14 protein-coding genes are annotated in these 16757 nt (G+C 70.9%); 2 read left to right on the top strand and 12 right to left on the bottom strand.

The window, feature by feature from the left end:
* Window positions 1-284: 284 nt before the first annotated feature.
* The 3 genes from galK to galT are packed head-to-tail and all read right to left on the bottom strand — an operon-like array spanning window position 285 to window position 3477.
* Window positions 285-1460 carry a galactokinase gene (gene galK, locus OG623_RS20640; protein WP_406148301.1) on the bottom strand — a complete coding sequence of 392 codons (1176 nt, stop codon included), beginning with the start codon at window positions 1458-1460 and terminating at the stop codon, window positions 285-287.
* A complete protein-coding gene (gene galE / locus OG623_RS20635; protein ID WP_406148299.1) occupies window positions 1457-2437 on the bottom strand; it encodes a UDP-glucose 4-epimerase GalE in 981 nt (326 codons plus the stop codon). Before galE ends, galK begins: the two co-directional genes overlap by 4 nt.
* Window positions 2434-3477: a galactose-1-phosphate uridylyltransferase gene (galT, locus tag OG623_RS20630; RefSeq protein ID WP_406148297.1), complete on the bottom strand. Its 1044-nt coding sequence runs from the start codon at window positions 3475-3477 to the stop codon at window positions 2434-2436. The genes galE and galT overlap by 4 nt, the downstream gene beginning before the upstream one ends.
* Before the next feature lie 236 nt (window positions 3478-3713).
* Here galT and OG623_RS20625 point away from each other — a divergent pair, with 236 nt between their 5' ends.
* The gene (locus tag OG623_RS20625; protein WP_406148296.1) at window positions 3714-5384 is read left to right on the top strand and encodes a sodium:solute symporter family protein; all 1671 of its coding nucleotides are present in this window, start codon (window positions 3714-3716) and stop codon (window positions 5382-5384) included.
* Window positions 5385-5399: 15 nt separating this feature from the next.
* The gene (locus tag OG623_RS20620) at window positions 5400-5702 is read left to right on the top strand and encodes a hypothetical protein (protein ID WP_406148294.1); all 303 of its coding nucleotides are present in this window, start codon (window positions 5400-5402) and stop codon (window positions 5700-5702) included.
* A 37-nt stretch (window positions 5703-5739) separates the two neighbouring features.
* On the opposite strand, the gene OG623_RS20615 is transcribed toward OG623_RS20620, so the two are convergent.
* The 9 genes from OG623_RS20615 to OG623_RS20575 form a co-directional block, all read right to left on the bottom strand.
* On the bottom strand, window positions 5740-6435 hold the full coding sequence (locus OG623_RS20615; protein WP_362890081.1) for a LuxR C-terminal-related transcriptional regulator: 696 nt from the start codon (window positions 6433-6435) through the stop codon (window positions 5740-5742).
* Between the two features lie 255 nt (window positions 6436-6690).
* The gene (locus OG623_RS20610) at window positions 6691-8637 is read right to left on the bottom strand and encodes a PQQ-binding-like beta-propeller repeat protein (protein WP_406148293.1); all 1947 of its coding nucleotides are present in this window, start codon (window positions 8635-8637) and stop codon (window positions 6691-6693) included.
* 58 nt (window positions 8638-8695) lie between these two features.
* Window positions 8696-10570, bottom strand: a complete 1875-nt coding sequence (locus OG623_RS20605) for a PQQ-binding-like beta-propeller repeat protein (RefSeq protein ID WP_406148291.1) — start codon at window positions 10568-10570, stop codon at window positions 8696-8698.
* A gap of 260 nt (window positions 10571-10830) precedes the next feature.
* Window positions 10831-12648: an ABC-F family ATP-binding cassette domain-containing protein gene (locus OG623_RS20600; RefSeq protein ID WP_406148290.1), complete on the bottom strand. Its 1818-nt coding sequence runs from the start codon at window positions 12646-12648 to the stop codon at window positions 10831-10833.
* A gap of 163 nt (window positions 12649-12811) precedes the next feature.
* Window positions 12812-13711 carry a 4-(cytidine 5'-diphospho)-2-C-methyl-D-erythritol kinase gene (locus tag OG623_RS20595; RefSeq protein ID WP_406148289.1) on the bottom strand — a complete coding sequence of 300 codons (900 nt, stop codon included), beginning with the start codon at window positions 13709-13711 and terminating at the stop codon, window positions 12812-12814.
* The gene (gene rsmA, locus OG623_RS20590; RefSeq protein ID WP_406148288.1) at window positions 13708-14580 is read right to left on the bottom strand and encodes a 16S rRNA (adenine(1518)-N(6)/adenine(1519)-N(6))-dimethyltransferase RsmA; all 873 of its coding nucleotides are present in this window, start codon (window positions 14578-14580) and stop codon (window positions 13708-13710) included. The genes OG623_RS20595 and rsmA overlap by 4 nt, the downstream gene beginning before the upstream one ends.
* A 37-nt stretch (window positions 14581-14617) precedes the next feature.
* A complete protein-coding gene (locus OG623_RS20585) occupies window positions 14618-15178 on the bottom strand; it encodes a ubiquitin-like domain-containing protein (protein WP_406148287.1) in 561 nt (186 codons plus the stop codon).
* Window positions 15179-15307: 129 nt separating this feature from the next.
* Window positions 15308-16174 (bottom strand): TatD family hydrolase, encoded by an 867-nt coding sequence (locus tag OG623_RS20580; protein ID WP_406148286.1) that lies wholly within the window; start codon window positions 16172-16174, stop codon window positions 15308-15310.
* Window positions 16175-16222: 48 nt separating this feature from the next.
* Entirely contained in the window at window positions 16223-16672 is a 450-nt protein-coding gene (locus OG623_RS20575) for a hypothetical protein (protein ID WP_406148285.1), read from the bottom strand.
* Between the last annotated feature and the right edge of the window lie 85 nt (window positions 16673-16757).

The raw sequence follows: 16757 nt of genomic DNA, 5'->3' as shown, positions 1-16757 counted from the left end.
CGAGGACGGACCACGGCGGATACGACGCCCGGAGCACTCCGGTGACCGTCGGCGCACGGCCGCCGCCGTGTGCCGGCCGCCACCCGCTCCGGGCGCCGTATCCGACTGTCTCGTCCCCTGAAACGACACCGGCCCCCACCGGTGCTGCGCTCAGACTACGGCGAGCGGTGGGCGCCTGAAGCCGATTCGCAGAACTGACCACCCCAGGTGTTCAGGGTGTTGTTCCTGTTGCGTCCTGTGACCGAAGTGGACAAAGAAGGTCACAGGAACGTCGTATTCGGCGCTCAAGCGGCTGGAGCGACCCGGCGGGCTCCCGCCGACGCGACGGCGGGGAAGACGCCCGGGGCCGCGTGGCCGGCGGCGGTGAAGGCCTCCGACACGGCCTTGGCGACGGTGTCCGCCATCGACTCCTCCACCAGCACGACCGCCGAGCCGCCGAAGCCGCCCCCGGTCATCCTGGCCCCGAGCGCGCCCGCCGCGTTCGCCGCGGAGACCACGAGGTCCAGCTCCGGGCAGGAGACCCGCAGGTCGTCGCGGAGCGAGATGTGGCCCTCGTTGAGCACCGGGCCCGCCGCGCGCACATCGCCGGCGTCGAGCAGCGCGATGACCTGCTCCACCCGGTGGTTGTCGCTCACCACATGGCGGACGTAGCGGACGACCGACTCGTCCTCGCCGGCCGCAGCCAGGGTCTCCAGCGCGGCGTCGAGGCCCTCGTACGGCAGGTCGCGGAGGGTGCCGATGCCCAGCGCCCTGGCGCCCGCCTCGCAGCCGGCCCTGCGCTCCGCGTACGCGCCGTCGCCCAGGGCGTGCTTGACGCGGGTGTCGACGACCAGCAGCCGCAGCCCGTGGGCGGCCAGGTCGAAGGGGACCTGGCGCTGGGTGAGGTCGCGGGTGTCGAGGTACAGCGCGTGGCCCTCGGTGCAGCAGGCCGACGCCATCTGGTCCATGACGCCGCAGGGCACCCCGACGAACGCGTTCTCGGCGCGCTGGCCGAGCACGGCGATCTCCGCGGCGCCCAGTCCGAGACCGAAGAGGTCGTTCAGGGCGAGCCCGGTGACGACCTCCAGGGCGGCCGACGAGGAGAGGCCGGCACCCACGGGGACGGTGGAGGTGAGCTGGATGTCCGCGCCGGTCACGGCGTGGCCCGCCTCGCGCAGCGCCCAGACGACGCCCGCGGGGTAGGCGGCCCAGCCGTGGCCCGAGTGCGGGACCAGCTCGTCGACGCGCAGGGACACGACGCCGCCGGGTACGTCGGTGGAGTGCAGGCGCAGCTGCCCGTCGGTGCGGCGGGCCACGGCGGCGCGGGCGTGGTGCGGGAGCGCGAGCGGCATGACGAAGCCGTCGTTGAAGTCGGTGTACTCACCGATCAGGTTCACCCGTCCGGGTGCGGTCCAGACCCCCTCGGGCGCGGTCCCGTAGAGCTCGGTGAAGGAGGCGGTCAGCTCGGCGTTGTCGGTCATGGTGCGGTGGGCTCCTCTCGGCGGGCGAATGCCCAGGCGTCGGCGACGATGGCGGCCAGGTCGGCGCGCGAAGGCTTCCAGCCGAGCCGCTCCCTGGCGGTGGCGGCGGAGGCGACGAGGACGGCCGGGTCGCCGGCGCGCCTGGGTGCGGCGGTCTCCGGGACGGGGTGTCCTGTGACCTGGCGGACGGTCTCGATCACTTCGCGTACGGAGAAGCCGTTGCCGTTGCCGAGGTTGCAGATGAGGTGTTCACCCGCGGTGGCCGCGTCCAGGGCCAGCAGGTGGGCGTCGGCGAGGTCGGCGACATGGATGTAGTCGCGCACGCAGGTGCCGTCGGGGGTCGGGTAGTCGTCACCGTAGACGGAGATCGTCTCGCGCTGTCCAAGGGCGACCTGGAGGACCAGCGGGATGAGGTGCGTCTCGGGGTCGTGGCGTTCGCCGTGGCTGCCGTAGGCCCCGGCGACGTTGAAGTAGCGCAGGGAGACCGCTGCCAGGCCGTGTGCGGCGGCCTCGCCGGTGATCATGTGGTCCACGGCGAGCTTGGACGCGCCGTACGGGTTGGTGGGTGCGGTGGGATCCGACTCCGTGATGGGGCTGGAGACCGGCTCGCCGTAGGTGGCCGCCGTGGAGGAGAAGACGAGGGTGCGGACCCCGGCGTCACGCATGGCGGCGAGGAGGGCGGTGGTGCCGCCGACGTTGTTGACCCAGTACTTCTCGGGGTCGACGACGGACTCGCCGACCTGGGAGCACGCGGCGAAGTGCAGCACCGCGTCGTAGGAGGCGTCCAGCCACCTGGCGGCGTCCTGGACACGGCCCTCGATGAAGTCGGCGCCGTCGGGGACACCTTCGCGGAAGCCGGTCGACAGGTCGTCGAGGACGGTGACGGCGTGACCGGCCTCCAGCAGGTGTGCGGCGACGACGCTGCCGACGTATCCCGCGCCGCCCGTCACCAGGTACTTCTTGCCGGTGTTGCTCATTCGCTCGCTACCTCTCGCAGTCGCTGGGCCGCGGCCTCCGGCGGCACGTCGTTGATGAACACGTTCATGCCGGACTCGGAGCCCGCGAGGAACTTCAGCTTTCCGGTGGTCCGCCTGATGGTGAAGAGCTCCAGGTGCAGCCCGAAGTCCTCACGCCCAGGAACCCTGAAGGGTGCCTGGTGCCAGGCCGAGATGTACGGGGTCGGCGGCTCGCCGGGGCCGAAGATCCGGTCGAATCGCCTCAAGAGTTCCAGATAGACCTGTGGGAATTCCGTGCGTGCGCCCTCGTCGAGTTCCCGCAGGTCGGGGACGCGGTTGCGCGGGTACAGATGGACCTCGTAGGGCCAGTGCGCGGCGTACGGCACGAAGGCGACCCAGTGCTCGCTCTCCAGGACCACACGGTCGCCGTCGGCCAGCTCGCGGGCGACGACGTCGTCGAAGAGGTTGCGGCCGGTCTCCGCCCGGTGGTTCTCCGCCGAGCGCATCATCAGCTCGGTGCGCGGGGTGACGAACGGGTAGCCGTAGATCTGGCCGTGCGGGTGGCCGAGGGTGACGCCGATCTCTGCACCCCGGTTCTCGAAGCAGAACACCTGGGTGACCTGGGGGAGCTCCGCGAGGTCGGCGGTGCGGTCGGTCCAGGCCTCCAGGACCAGGGCGGCCTGGTCCTCGGTGAGGCCGGCGAAGGACACGTCGTGGTCGGAGGTGAAGCAGACGACCTCGCACCGGCCGGAGTCACCGGCGAGGGAGGGGAAGCGGTTCTCGAAGACGGCGACGTCGTAGTCGGTGTCGGGGATCTCGCTCAGGCGGCCGTCCCGCGAGGGGCAGAGCGGGCACTCGTCGGCCGGCGGGTGGTACGTACGCCCCTGGCGGTGGGAGGCGATGGCGACCGAGTCGCCGAGCAGGGCGTCGCGACGGATCTCCGAGGATGTCGAGACGGCATCCAGCGGCCGCGGGTCGACGGCATCGCGGACGGTGTCGTCCGCGGAGTCGTAATAGATCAGCTCACGGCCGTCGGCGAGGGTCGTAACCGTCTTCTTCACCAGGCTCCTCCATGTGACGCCCTCAAACATAACCGCACATAACAAATCACAAGTAAACACGACAGTCAATGCCGACGACTCCTGTGCGTGAACTGTGGAAGCGGGGCCTCAAAGTAGGACATTCCACCCCGTGCGATCACGATCAAACAAAGAACGCCATCCCACCTGTTCATTTTCTGAACACAAAGGCGTAGGTTCCGTCGAGTTCAGTTCGCGCAACGAAGCGAGTACCCCCCATGCAATATCTGGCCGAAGGGCTCCGACTCCCCACGAACGGGCTCGATTACACGATTCTGGCGATCTACTTCGTCGTGGTGCTCGGCATCGGCTTCGCCGCCCGGGCCAGTGTGAAGACGAGTCTCGACTTCTTCCTGTCCGGACGGTCGCTGCCTGCCTGGGTGACCGGCCTGGCCTTCGTCGCGGCGAATCTCGGGGCCACCGAGATCCTCGGCATGGCGGCGACGGGCGCGCAGTACGGCGTCGCGGTCGTCCACTGGTACTGGATCGGCGCCATCCCCGCCATGGTCTTCCTCGGCCTGGTGATGATGCCCTTCTACTACCGCTCGAAGGTCCGCTCCGTACCGGAGTTCCTGCTCCAGCGCTTCGACAAGTCGGCGCACCTGCTGAGCTCCGTGCTCTTCGCCTTCGCGGCGATCCTGATCGCGGGCGTCAACCTCTACGCCCTGTCGATCGTCGTCGAGGCGCTGCTCGGCTGGCCGCAGTGGGTCGCGATCGTCGTCGCGGGTCTCTTCGTCCTGCTGTACATCACCATCGGCGGACTCTCCTCGGCGATCTACAACGAGGTGCTGCAGTTCTTCGTCATCCTCGCCGCGCTGATCCCGATCACTCTGCTGGGCCTCAAGCGCGTCGGCGGCTGGGACGGTCTGAGCGGTTCGCTGGAGAAGCAGCACGGCGCGGACTTCATGTCCGCCTGGGGCGGTACCGGCATCGGTGACGCCAACCCGCTCGGCGCCAACTGGCTGACGATCATCCTCGGCCTCGGCTTCGTGCTCTCCTTCGGCTACTGGACCACGAACTTCGCCGAGGTGCAGCGCGCCCTGTCCGCGAAGAACCTCTCGGCCGCCCAGCGCACCCCGCTGATCGCCGCCTTCCCGAAGATCTTCATCGTCTTCGTGGTGATGATCCCGGGCCTGGTCGCCGCCGTCGTCGTACCGAAGATCGGCACGCCCGGCTCGGACCTCACGTACAACGACGCCATTCCGCTGCTGATGCAGGAGCTCCTGCCCAACGGTGTGCTCGGCATCGCGGTGACCGGTCTGCTGGCCGCGTTCATGGCCGGTATGGCCGCCAACGTGTCCTCGTTCAACACGGTGTTCACCACGGACATCTGGCAGCGTTACGTGAAGAAGGACCAGCCGGACGCGTACTACCTGCGCTTCGGACGGCTGATCACCGCGGTGGGTGTGCTGGCCTCGATCGGCACGGCGTTCATCGCGGCCAGCTTCTCCAACATCATGACGTACCTGCAGACGCTGTTCTCCTTCTTCAACGTCCCGATGTTCGTCGTCTTCATCATCGGCATGTTCTGGAAGCGCGCCTCGATGAAGTCCGGTGTCTGGGGCCTCGTGGCGGGCACCACGGCCGCGATGGTGAACTACTTCGTGATCTACAAGCAGGGCATCATCGACATCCCGTCCGACCAGGGCGCCAACTTCGTCTCCGCGATCGTCGGATTCGTCGCCGGTGCGGTCGTCATGGTCGCCGTCACCCTCTTCACCGCCCCCAAGCCGGACGCCGAACTGGCCGGTCTGGTCTACGGTACGGAGTCCCCGGACGCCGAAGAGGTGCCGGAGGAGGGCGACAGCGCCTGGTACCGCAAGCCGGCCCTGCTCGGCTGGGGCGCCATGGTCCTCGCCGCTCTCTGCTACCTGCCCTACTCGCTCTGATCGGAGGCACTCACCATGTCCGACCTGCACAAGGAAGTCTCCGAGCTGGAGCAGAAGTCCGCGACCGCGGCCCGGCTCTTCGACATCCGGCGGATCATCGGCGGTCTCTTCGTGGTCTACGGAGTGATCGTCACCATCGCCGGCATCAGCCCGTCCGACGCCGACCTGAAGAAGGCCGAGGGCGTCCACATCAACCTCTGGACCGGCCTGGCCATGCTGGTGCTCGGCCTCTTCTTCCTGATCTGGATGAAGCTGCGCCCGACCCAGGTGCCCGACTCCGCGCCCGGCGCGGAAGGCCCCGGCACACCGGAGAGCTGACCCGGCACACCACCCGCAGGGGCCGGACGACCACGCGTCACGCGAGGCCGTCCGGCCCCTGCGGCGTTCCCGCCGCCGCCCGGTCGAGCAGCCCGGTACGGGCGGCGAGTGCGGCCGCTTCAAGACGGGAGCCGACACCGAGCTTCATCAGCACCCGCTGCACATGTGTCCGCGCGGTGCTCGGAGCGATCCTCATGCCGGCCGCGATCAGCCGGGTGTCCTCACCCTCGGCGACCCGCACCAGCACCTCCACCTCACGCGGGGTCAGCATCCGCAGCAGCCGCTGCCCCTCGTCGTCCGGCTGGGCCGCCGGATGCAGCAGCTCGGCGAACGCGCCGCGCAGCAGCTGCGGGGCGACCGCGACCTCCCCCGCGCGGGCCTTGACCATGGCGCGCTCGACGCCCTCGATCCGCTCGTCGTGACGGACGTAACCCGCCGCCCCCGCCGCGAAGGCGGCGGCGATCCCCCGCGGGCTCGGCACCGGTCCGAGCACCACCACGGCCACCTGGGGACGCTCGCGTCCTATCCGCAGGATGGGGTCGAAGGCCCCGGGCTCCGCGGGCGCCGCCGTGCCGAACAGGCAGACCTCCGGCGCCCTGCTGACGACCAGTTCCGCGGCCCCTGACGTCGGCGCTGCCGCCGCGAGCACCCGGTGCCCGCGGAGTTTCAGCGCCGAGGCGAGTGCCTCGGCGAGCAGTCGGTGGTCATCGACCACCATGAGCCGCACGCCCATCGAGATAGCCCCCATGTGTGCAGCGCTCGACCGCTGCGTAACCCTGAACAGGCCCCCCGGCCCTTCTGCCCCGGCAAGTTACACGCTTGTTCGACGCCGCGCGCCCTCTACCGGGCAGAAGCCCCCCGTAATGCCGAATTATGCGTCATTCAGGGGCGCTTACCTGTCAGAAAACGATCGGCCCTGCCGGTCGGATGATCAACCGGCAGGGCCGTCGTGGCCGGCCCGCCAACGGGCCGGATGGGGCAGGGTGGGTCAGCTGGTGCCGAAGGAGACGACGAGGTACTGCTTGTCGTCCAGGGAGCTCTTGCTCGGCTTGCTGAGCATCTGCTCGGAGATGAACAGCCGGCCCTTCTCGTAGATGAACTCGGCGTAGTCGACGGAGAAGCTGGTCTCCGCGTCGTGGACCGACTTGTCGTCCGGGTTGACCATCAGCACGGTCTGCTCGAAGGTCGAGCCGTCGATGGAGACGATCTGGCCGCCCTTGTCGTACGGGGGCTCCTTGTACGCGATGACGTTGGAGCCGTCCATGCGCAGCGGGGTCAGCGAGTAGCGGTCGCCCGCGTCCGCCTTGCCGCCGACGAGCTTGCCGGTGGTGAGGTCGAAGGCGACGATCTCGTTGGTGTCGCCGTACTCGCCGCCGCCCTCGTGGTCCTCGGTCGGCAGGTAGATCTTGTTGTTGCCGACGGCCAGGGCCGTGCACTCCTCGACCTCGGTGGAGCCGCAGTCCGCCGCGTACTTGTCCGCGTCGGCCGAGATCTTGACGATGAGCTTGCCGGTGGCCGCGTCGATGGAGAAGAAGTCCGAGATGCTGCTGCCGTCGCCCGCGGTGTCACCGACGTCGGCCGCGACCACGAGCGGCTTGGTGGAGACGATGCTCGCGTACTCCACACCGGCCGGCATGTTGTACGAGGAGAGCGGTGCCCCGGTGTCCGGGTTCAGCGGCTGGATGGTCAGCTGCGGATCGTCGTAGCTGCCGCACTTGCGGACGACCGCGAGGGCCTCGCCGCCGCCGTAACCCATGTCGTAGCAGTCGTTGGCGTCGGCCTTCGGCTTCCAGAGCTCGGCACCGTCGGCGAGCTTGAAGGCGGCGCCGCCGCTGGTACCGCCCGCGGCGACCGTTCCGCCGCTGACCGTCACCTCGTTGAACCTGACGGCGTCGTCACCGCTGGACGCGGAGGTGACGGACTTGCTCCACATCAGCTTGCCGGTGGCGAGGTCGAGCCCGGCGATCTGGGTGCACGACGGGTACTTGTTCTTGGCGCTCGGCTTGCCGTCCTGGAAGGCGATGGCCGTCTTGTAGTCCTTGCTCATGTGCCGGGACGCGGCGCAGAGCTGGCCGTCCAGCGGGATCGACCAGAGCTTGGTGCCCTTGTCGAGGTCGTAGCCGACGATCTCGTTCACGCCGGTCTTCACGTACGCCTTGTCCGTGGCCCAGGAACCGGCGACGACCGTGGTGTCGGTGACCTTCGGGTGGGGCAGCTGGAAGGCGACCTTGGACTTGGTGTCGGACGGGGCCTTCTCGGTGCCGCCGGCCAGGCCGTCGCCACTGCCGCCCTTGCCCTCGCCGCCCTCGGCGCCGCCACCGTCGGTCCCGGCCGACGACGCCTCGTCCTGCTTGCCGTCGTCGCTGCCGCTGGAGGCGTAGAAGATGCCGCCGCCGACGATCAGCACCACGGCTACGGCCGCGGCGACGATGATCTGCATCTGGGTGGTGAACTTCTTGCCGCCGCCCTGCTGGGGCCCCTGGTACTGCGGCTGCATCGGCGCGGTCGGGTAGCCGTACCCCTGCTGCGGAGGCATACCGGGCTGTCCGGGCGGGGGCCCCTGCGGGAAGCCGTAGCCGGGCTGGGCCGGCGGCTGACCCGGGGGCGGCGCCTGCGGGTAGCCGTACGCGGGACTCTGCGGCGGCTGACCGGGCGGCGGCGTCTGCGGGGTGCCGTAGCCACCGGAGGGCGGCGGCGTGGGCGGAGTGCCGTAGCCGCCCGGGGGCGGCGGTGTCTGCGGAGTGCCGTAACCGCCCGGGGGCGGGGGCGGCGTGCCGTAACCGCCGGGGGGCGGGGTGGGCGGCGCGGCCGGGGGCTTGGCCAGCGGGTCGGACGGCGGCGGGGTGGGCGCGCCGAATCCGCCGGGCGGCGGGTCCTGCGGGGCGCCGAATCCGCCCTGGGGCGGCTCGTTGGGTGGCTGGGGGGGCTGGGTCATGGCGTGCGTACCTCTGCGGAGTCTGAGAAGAAGGGGCGGCGGTCGGCGGCGTCGGCCGTCACTTGCCGAAGGCCATCATGGTCGTCGCGCCCTCCTCGTCGTCCCGGCCGCTGACACGGTCGCTGACGACGAAGGAACGGCCGCCCCCGTAGGCGACCTTGGACGAGAAGAAGTTTTCGATCCGTGTCGTCGAGTCCGGGTGCTGCAGCACCACCTCGGGCGCGCCTCCTGTGGGCGCGATCGTCGCGATCGCCCCGCCCTCGTCGTAGGTGGGCTCCACGTAGACCACGACTTTGCCGCCTTCCATCTGGAGCGGCTTCATGGTGTGTTCGGCGGGGGCGTCGGCCCTCCACTTGACCTTGCCGGTGTTCAGATCGAACGCGACGACCTTGTTGGTGCGGGCGGTGCCGCTGGTGTCGTCCCCCGTCATCATGTAGAAGGTGTTCGCGTCGGCGGTGACGCCTACGCAGCCTTCGAGCGTCTCGGTGAAGTTCAGGCTGCCTCCGCAGTCGGCGGCGAGCTTGTCCTTGCTCTCGATGGCCGGCCGGGTGCGCAGTGTGCCGTTCTCCTTGAGCGCGACGATGGTCCGCGTCTCCTTCTCGTTCTGGATCAGAGCGACGACCAGCGGGGACACCGAGTAGACCTTGTCGACCTCCCAGCCGCGCTCGACCTGGTATGTCCACTTGGCCTTGCCGGTGGCCGGGTCGAGCTCCTGGACCTGCTGCTTCGGGTTGTCCAAGTCGTCGGTACGGCAGTTGACCGCGGCGATCAGCTTGGCGCCGCCTGCGAACGAGTACGGCTTGCAGTTGCCCGAGGTGTTGGCGAACAGTTCCTTGCCGTCGCTGACCCGGTAGCCGTTGGAGTAGCTCGTACGGCCGACGGTCACGGTGTCACCGCTGATCGCCAGACCGATGTTGGACATCATGTCGAAGGCGCCGCCCTCCTTGATCGTCTTCTTCCACCCGGCCTTGCCGGTGTTGAGATCGATCATCTGGAGCACCGAGCAGTCGGCCTTCTCCGTGGTGCCGCTCTTCACGCCGAGGACGATCTTGCCGTCGGCCGTGGCGTTTTCGGGAGCCGCGCACACGTCGACGGAGAGCGGAAGGGTCCACTTCTCCTTGCCGTCGGCCACCGAGTAGCCGACGACCGAGCGGTACATGGCCTTGACGATCGTGTCACCGACAATCCACGGGCCGTACACGTCGGCTCCGTTGCGCGGCAGGTCGACGTCGTTCGTCGTGGTCCAGAGGACCTTCGCCTCGCCCTCCTTGCGCCCGGCGTTCAGGTCGTCGTCGGCCTCGCGGCCGTCACCCTTGCCGTCGCCCTCGTCGACGGTGGGCGAAGCGGTCGGGTCCGGGGCGCCGCTGCTGGACTTGGCGACGGGGTCCTTCTTGTCGTCGCCACCGCTCGTGGCGAAGAAGATGCCGCCGCCGACGACGAGGAGCGCGGCGAGCGCGGCACCGATGATGACGGCGGGCTTGCCCTTGAAGAAACCGCCGCCGCCGGGGCCGCCGGGCGCGGGGGCGCCGGGGTACTGCTGCTGCGGGTAGCCGTAACCGGGCTGCTGGCCGTACGGGCCGGGCTGCTGGGCGTACGGACCTGACGGGGCGCCGTACGGGCCGGGCTGCTGGGAGTACGGGCCGGGGGCCGCCTGTCCTGGTGCCTGTCCCGGAGCCTGGGGGTAGCCGTAGCCGGGCTGCTCCCCGGGCGCCTGCGGGTAGCCGTAGCCCGGCTGCGCGGGCGGGGGCGTCTGCGGGGCACCCGGCGGGGGCGTCTGCGGGGGTGCGGGCGGCATCTGCGGCGGGGCTGCGGGCGGCGGCATCTGCGGCGGAGCCGCCGGCGGTGGTGTCTGCGGCGGCTGAGGAGTGCCCTGCGGATCCTGCGGAGCCCCGAAACCCCCCTGCGGCGGTTGCTGGCTGGGCGGCTGGGTCATCAGCACGTCCCCCTTCGTGCGGTCCGGTGCCCGGTCCGGTCTCCCCCGCGATTCCGCTGGGCTCAGAGGTTCAGGTGCAAGAAATCTCTGAATTCCCCCCGGAAAGGAGCGAATCGGGCATGGCTTCCGCGGCGTTACGACAGTCGAGCGGGGCTTCTTTGTACCACCCGCACCACACCGGGCACCGGATCGGTCCACCCCCTGTGCCCAAGGGAGAACCGGTCCGTGATGCCGCCGTTACGCGCCCGTGCCGCCAGCGCTCAGGCGTCCTCCGCCAGTTCCAGCCAGCGCATCTCCAACACATCACGCTCCGCGACCAGTTCACGCAGCTCGGCGTCGAGCGTGGCGACCTTCTCGAAGTCGGTGGCGTTGTCGGCGATCTGCGCGTGGAGCGCCGTCTCCCTCGTCGACATCTTGTCGAGCTGCCGCTCGACCTTCTGGAGTTCCTTCTTCGCGGCGCGCGCCGCCTGCGGCGATACCGTCTCGGCCGGAGCGGTCGCCCTGGGCGCCGACGGGCCGGCGGACGCGGGCGTCGCCACCTCCTCCATGCGCTGCCTGCGCTCGATGTACTCGTCGATGCCGCGCGGCAGCATCCGCAGCGCGCGGTCGCCGAGGAGCGCCATCACCTTGTCCGTGGTCCGTTCGATGAAGAACCGGTCGTGGGAGATCACGATCATCGACCCGGGCCAGCCGTCGAGGAGGTCCTCCAGCTGGGTCAGCGTCTCGATGTCCAGGTCGTTGGTGGGCTCGTCGAGGAAGAGGACGTTGGGCTCGTCCATCAGCAGCCGCAGGATCTGAAGCCGCCGCCGCTCACCGCCGGACAGGTCACCGACGGGCGTCCACTGCTTCTCCTTGGCGAAGCCGAACTGCTCGCAGAGCTGACCTGCCGTCATCTCCCGGCCCTTGCCGAGGTCGACCCGGTCGCGCACCTGCTGCACGGCTTCGAGCACCCGCAGGTTCGGGTTGAGCTCCGCGACCTCCTGGGAGAGGTAGGCGAGCTTCACCGTCTTGCCGACGACGATCTTCCCAGCCTCGGGCTGTACGTCGCCCTGGCTGCGGTAGGCCTCACCGAGCGCCCGCAGCAGCGAGGTCTTGCCGGCGCCGTTGACACCGACCAGGCCGATGCGGTCCCCGGGGCCGAGCTGCCAGGTGAGGTGGGTGAGCAGCGTCTTGGTCCCGGCCTGGACGGTCACGTCCTCCAGGTCGAAGACGGTCTTGCCGAGCCGGGCATTGGCGAACTTCATCAGCTCGCTGGTGTCACGCGGGGGCGGCACGTCGGCGATCAGCTCGTTGGCCGCCTCGATGCGGTAGCGCGGCTTGGACGTACGCGCGGGGGCGCCCCGCCGCAGCCAGGCCAGCTCCTTGCGCATCAGGTTCTGCCGCTTGGACTCCTCGGTCGCGGCGATCCGCTCCCGCTCGGCCCGCGCGAACACGTAGTCGCTGTAGCCGCCCTCGTACTCGTGGACCGCGCCCCGCTGCACGTCCCACATCCGGGTGCAGACCTGGTCCAGGAACCACCGGTCGTGGGTGACGCAGACGAGCGCGGAGCGACGGGCCCGCAGATGCCCGGCCAGCCAGGAGATGCCCTCGACGTCGAGGTGGTTGGTGGGCTCGTCGAGTACGACCAGGTCCTGTTCGGCGATGAGCAGCTTCGCCAGCGCGATCCGGCGCCGCTCGCCGCCGGAGAGCGGGGCGATGACGGTGTCGAGGCCGTGTTCGAAGCCCGGGAGTGCCAGGCCGCCGAAGAGACCGGTCAGCACGTCGCGGATCTTGGCGCTGCCCGCCCACTCGTGATCCTCGAGGTCACCGATCACCTCGTGCCTGATGGTGGCCGTGGGGTCCAGCGAGTCGTGCTGGGTGAGGACGCCGAGGCGCAGCCCGCCGTTGTGGGTGACGCGGCCGGTGTCCGCCTCCTCCAGCTTGGCGAGCATCCGGATGAGCGTCGTCTTCCCGTCGCCGTTGCGGCCGACGACGCCGATCCGGTCGCCCTCGGACACCCCGAGGGATACACCGTCGAGCAGGGCACGGGTGCCGTACACCTTGGTGACCTGCTCGACATTGACCAGATTGACGGCCATTTCACTCCTGCCTCGGGGATCCCTGCGTCGGGGACCGCTCGATGTCCCAGCGTAGTCGCCGCGCGGAGTGCGCTCGTCTGCGGTGCGCTCGCCCGCGGACGACGGTGGCACCCCCGTACGGCGGTGGCCGCCCGCGGACGACGGTGGCCGCCCGCCGCCGCGGTCAGACGACGGTGGCGCCCGCCGCCGGGGACGTCGCCACGCGGGCCTCGCGGCAGGTGCCCGAGGACAGCAGGGCGTCGGCCACCTTCCGCGCCGACTCCTCGTCGGCCGTCAGGAACGCCGTGGTCGGTCCGGATCCCGAGACCAGGGCGGCCAGGGCGCCCGCCGCGGTACCCGCCGCGAGGGTGTCGGCCAGCGAGGGGCGCAGGGAGAGCGCCGCGGCCTGGAGGTCGTTGCTCAGGGCGTCGGCGAGCGCCGTGGTGTCGCCCTTGCGCAGGGCGGTCAGGAGCGCGGGGGACGCGGTCGGCTCCGGTACGCGGGTGCCGGCGGTGAGCCGGTCGAACTCGCCGTACACCGCGGGGGTGGAGAGCCCGCCGTCGGCGACGGCGAAGACCCAGTGGAAGGTACCGCCGACCTCGACGGGCGTGAGCCGCTCACCTCGGCCGACGCCGAGCGCCGCCCCGCCGATCAGGCTGAAGGGCACGTCGCTGCCCAGCTCGGCGCAGATCTCCAGGAGTTCCTCCCGGGTTGCGCCGGTGGCCCACAGGGCGTCGCAGGCCAGCAGGGCGGCGGCGCCGTCGGCGCTGCCGCCCGCCATGCCGCCGGCGACGGGGATGTCCTTGGTGATGTGGAGGTGCACATCGGGGGCGATGCCGTGCCGGGCGGCCAGTGCCGTCGCGGCGCGGGCGGCGAGGTTCGTGGTGTCCAGCGGCACCTGGCCGGCGTCCGGGCCCGAGCAGGTGACGCGCAGGGTGTCGGCGGGGGTGACGGTGACCTCGTCGTGGAGGCCGACGGCGAGGAAGACGTTGGCCAGGTCGTGGAAGCCGTCGGGGCGTGGGGCGCCCACCGCGAGCTGCACATTGACCTTGGCGGGTACGCGGACGGTGACGCTGTGGTTCATGCGGAGGGCTCCGGCTTGTTCTCGGCGATGGCGGCGAACTCCTCGACGGTCAGCGCCTCGCCACGCGCCTGCGGCGAGATGCCCGCCGCCGTCAGCGCGGCCTCGGCGGCCGGTGCGGAGCCCGCCCAGCCCGCCAGGGCGGCGCGCAGCGTCTTACGGCGCTGGGCGAACGCGGCGTCCACGACGGCGAACACCTCGGTCCTGCTCGCGGTCGTACGGATCGGTTCCGTACGCCGGACCAGGGACACCAGACCCGAGTCGACGTTCGGCGCGGGCCAGAACACCGTGCGGCCGATCGATCCGGCGCGCTTGACCTCGGCGTACCAGTTGGCCTTGACCGACGGCACTCCGTAGACCTTGTTGCCGGGGCGGGCGGCCAGCCGGTCGGCGACCTCTGCCTGCACCATCACGAGCGTCCGCTCGATGGTGGGGAAGCGCTCCAGCATGGTGAGCAGGACGGGCACGGCGACGTTGTACGGCAGGTTGGCGACGAGCGCGGTCGGTGCGGGGCCGGGCAGCTCCTCGACCAGCATCGCGTCGGAGTGGACGAGCGCGAAACGGTCGGCGCGCTGCGGCATCCGCGCGGCGACCGTGGCCGGCAGGGCACCCGCGAGCACGTCGTCGATCTCCACGGCGACGACCCGGTCGGCCGCCTCCAGCAGGGCCAGCGTCAGCGAGCCGAGACCGGGCCCGATCTCCACCACCACGTCATCGGGCCGCACCTCGGCGGTGCGCACGATCCTGCGGACCGTGTTGGCGTCGATGACGAAATTCTGGCCCCGCTGCTTGGTGGGGCGTACGCCCAGCGCTGCGGCCAGCTCGCGGATGTCTGCGGGGCCCAGGAGGGCGTCGGGCTCTGTGGTGCTCACCCGTCAAGCCTACGGCCGCCCGAGCGGCCCGAAGGCCTCACCCTCGCGCCTCCCTGAGGACGACGACCTCGTCGCCGTCGCCCAGACCTGTGGCGGGGGCGGGGGCGACGCGGTCGCGGGCGCCCACCGTGACGCCCTCGGCGTCGAGGAGCTCCCCGACGTCGTCGGCGAAGGTGTGCAGGGTGTGCGTCGTCCCGTCGACGCTGACGCGGACGGCCTTGTCCTGGGCGAGGAACGCGGCGGTCCCGCCGGCCAGGACCGCGATGACCAGGGCGCGCGGGACGATCCGCCGCAGGCTCTCCGGGGTGACGGGCCCCCGCCGGGCGGCCCGGTGTCCGGCCGTCCGCCTGCCGCGCGGGCCGGGTTCGTCGCGCGGCCCCGCGGTCCTCGACGGGGCGGCCTGCCGGGGCACCAGGGGGCTGTCCAGCACGGTGGGGTCATGGACCGGCTGGGCGCCCGGCCATGACCCGGCGACGATCGTCCGCTCCTCGTGGAGGGAGCGCGGCGCTGTCGGGGGCGGGGCGGGGGCCCTCGCCGGGGCCTGCCTCGTGCGCCGAGTGCCGCGCGCCGCGCGGTGACTGCCCTGCGAATGGCCCACGACGCTCCAGACGTTCCGGCCGGCCGACCCCATTGCGCGGGCACCCTAGCGGAGGTGCTGTCACCGTACAAAGTCGTACGATTACCCAACGTGTCGGCGCGGCCCGCACTCCGGGCGCCGCGACCACCCTCAGAAGTCGAACGCCCGCGCGGTGTTGTCCTGGACGGCCGCGGCCAGGGTGTCCTCGTCGGTGCCCCTCACCTCGGCCATGGCACGGAGCGTGACCGGAATCAGATAGGGCGCGTTGGGCCGTCCGCGGTACGGGGCGGGGGTGAGGAAGGGGGCGTCCGTCTCGACGAGCACGAGTTCGGCGGGGGCGACGGCCAGGGCGTCGCGCAGCGGCTGCGCGTTCTTGAAGGTGACATTGCCGGCGAAGGACATGTAGTACCCGGCCGCCGCGCAGATCCGGGCCATGTCGGCGTCCCCCGAGTAGCAGTGGAAGACGGTCCGCTCCGGTGCGCCGGCGTCGGCGAGGATGCGCAGGACGTCCGCGTGGGCCTCACGGTCGTGGATGACCAGGGCCTTGCCGTGCCGCTTGGCGATCTCGATGTGGGCCCGAAAGGACTCCTCCTGGGCCGCGATGCCCTCGGGCCCCGTACGGAAGTGGTCGAGGCCCGTCTCGCCGACCGCGCGTACGTGACCGAGAGCGGCCAGTGCGTCGATCTCCGCCAGTGCCTCGTCGAGCGCCGCCTTCCCGCCCGGCTCCCGCGCCCCCTGACGCGACCAGCCCTCCGGGTCGCCGTGCACGATGCGGGGCGCCTCGTTGGGGTGCAGGGCGACGGCGGCGTGGACGGAGGGGTGCGCTGCGGCGGTCTCGGCGGCCCAGTGCGAGCCCTTCACGTCGCAGCCCACCTGGACGACGGTGGTCACGTTGACCGCGGCGGCCCTGGCGAGGCCCTCCTCGACGGTTCCGTCCTGCATGTCCAGGTGGGTGTGCGAATCGGCGACCGGAACCCTGAGGGGTTCGGGGAGCGGCGGGGCGTCGGTACGGCTCATGCCCACGACTCTACGAGGGCGGTGTGCGGGGCGTGGCGCGGCCTTCACTCACCGCCGCTGGAAGGGGCGGAGAAGATCGGACAGCTGCCAGTGGTGCGCCTCGCGCGCGCGTGCCGGCACCGCGGTGGCCACGGACATCCGGTCACCCGCCTCGTCCGCGTCGTCCCCCTCGGGACGCGCGGTCGATCCGGGACGCGCGGTCGATCCGGGAGTCGCGGCCGCCCCCGGACGATCGGTCTCCATGGGCCTGCTCATCCGCTGGACGTTGGAGACCCGTCCCGAGCGCATGATCCGCACCACGTGCCCCCCGCAGTTCGCGCAGGTCGGGGTGGACAGCGGCGACGGCACGCGCTGTCCGTCCGCCGTGTACACCACGAAGGGGTTGCCGTGGTTGTCGACGTGGTGCGATATCTCGTAGGCCTGTTCCCAGCCGTGTCCGCACCTCATGCAGGCGAAGGCGTACGCCTCATGCACGGTGGTTGCTGCGATCTCACTCATGCCTGCTCCTCTTGTCCGCTGGACAAGCACTCCGGACAACCTGCTCCGGATGGTGCGTTCCACCCTCAAGTGGACGCCTTCGCCG

This window comes from Streptomyces sp. NBC_01012 (assembly GCF_045162755.1).
GTDB lineage: Bacteria > Actinomycetota > Actinomycetes > Streptomycetales > Streptomycetaceae > Streptomyces.
Note: the sequence above shows the minus strand (reverse complement) of the source record. Positions and strands in the feature narration are given on the sequence as shown.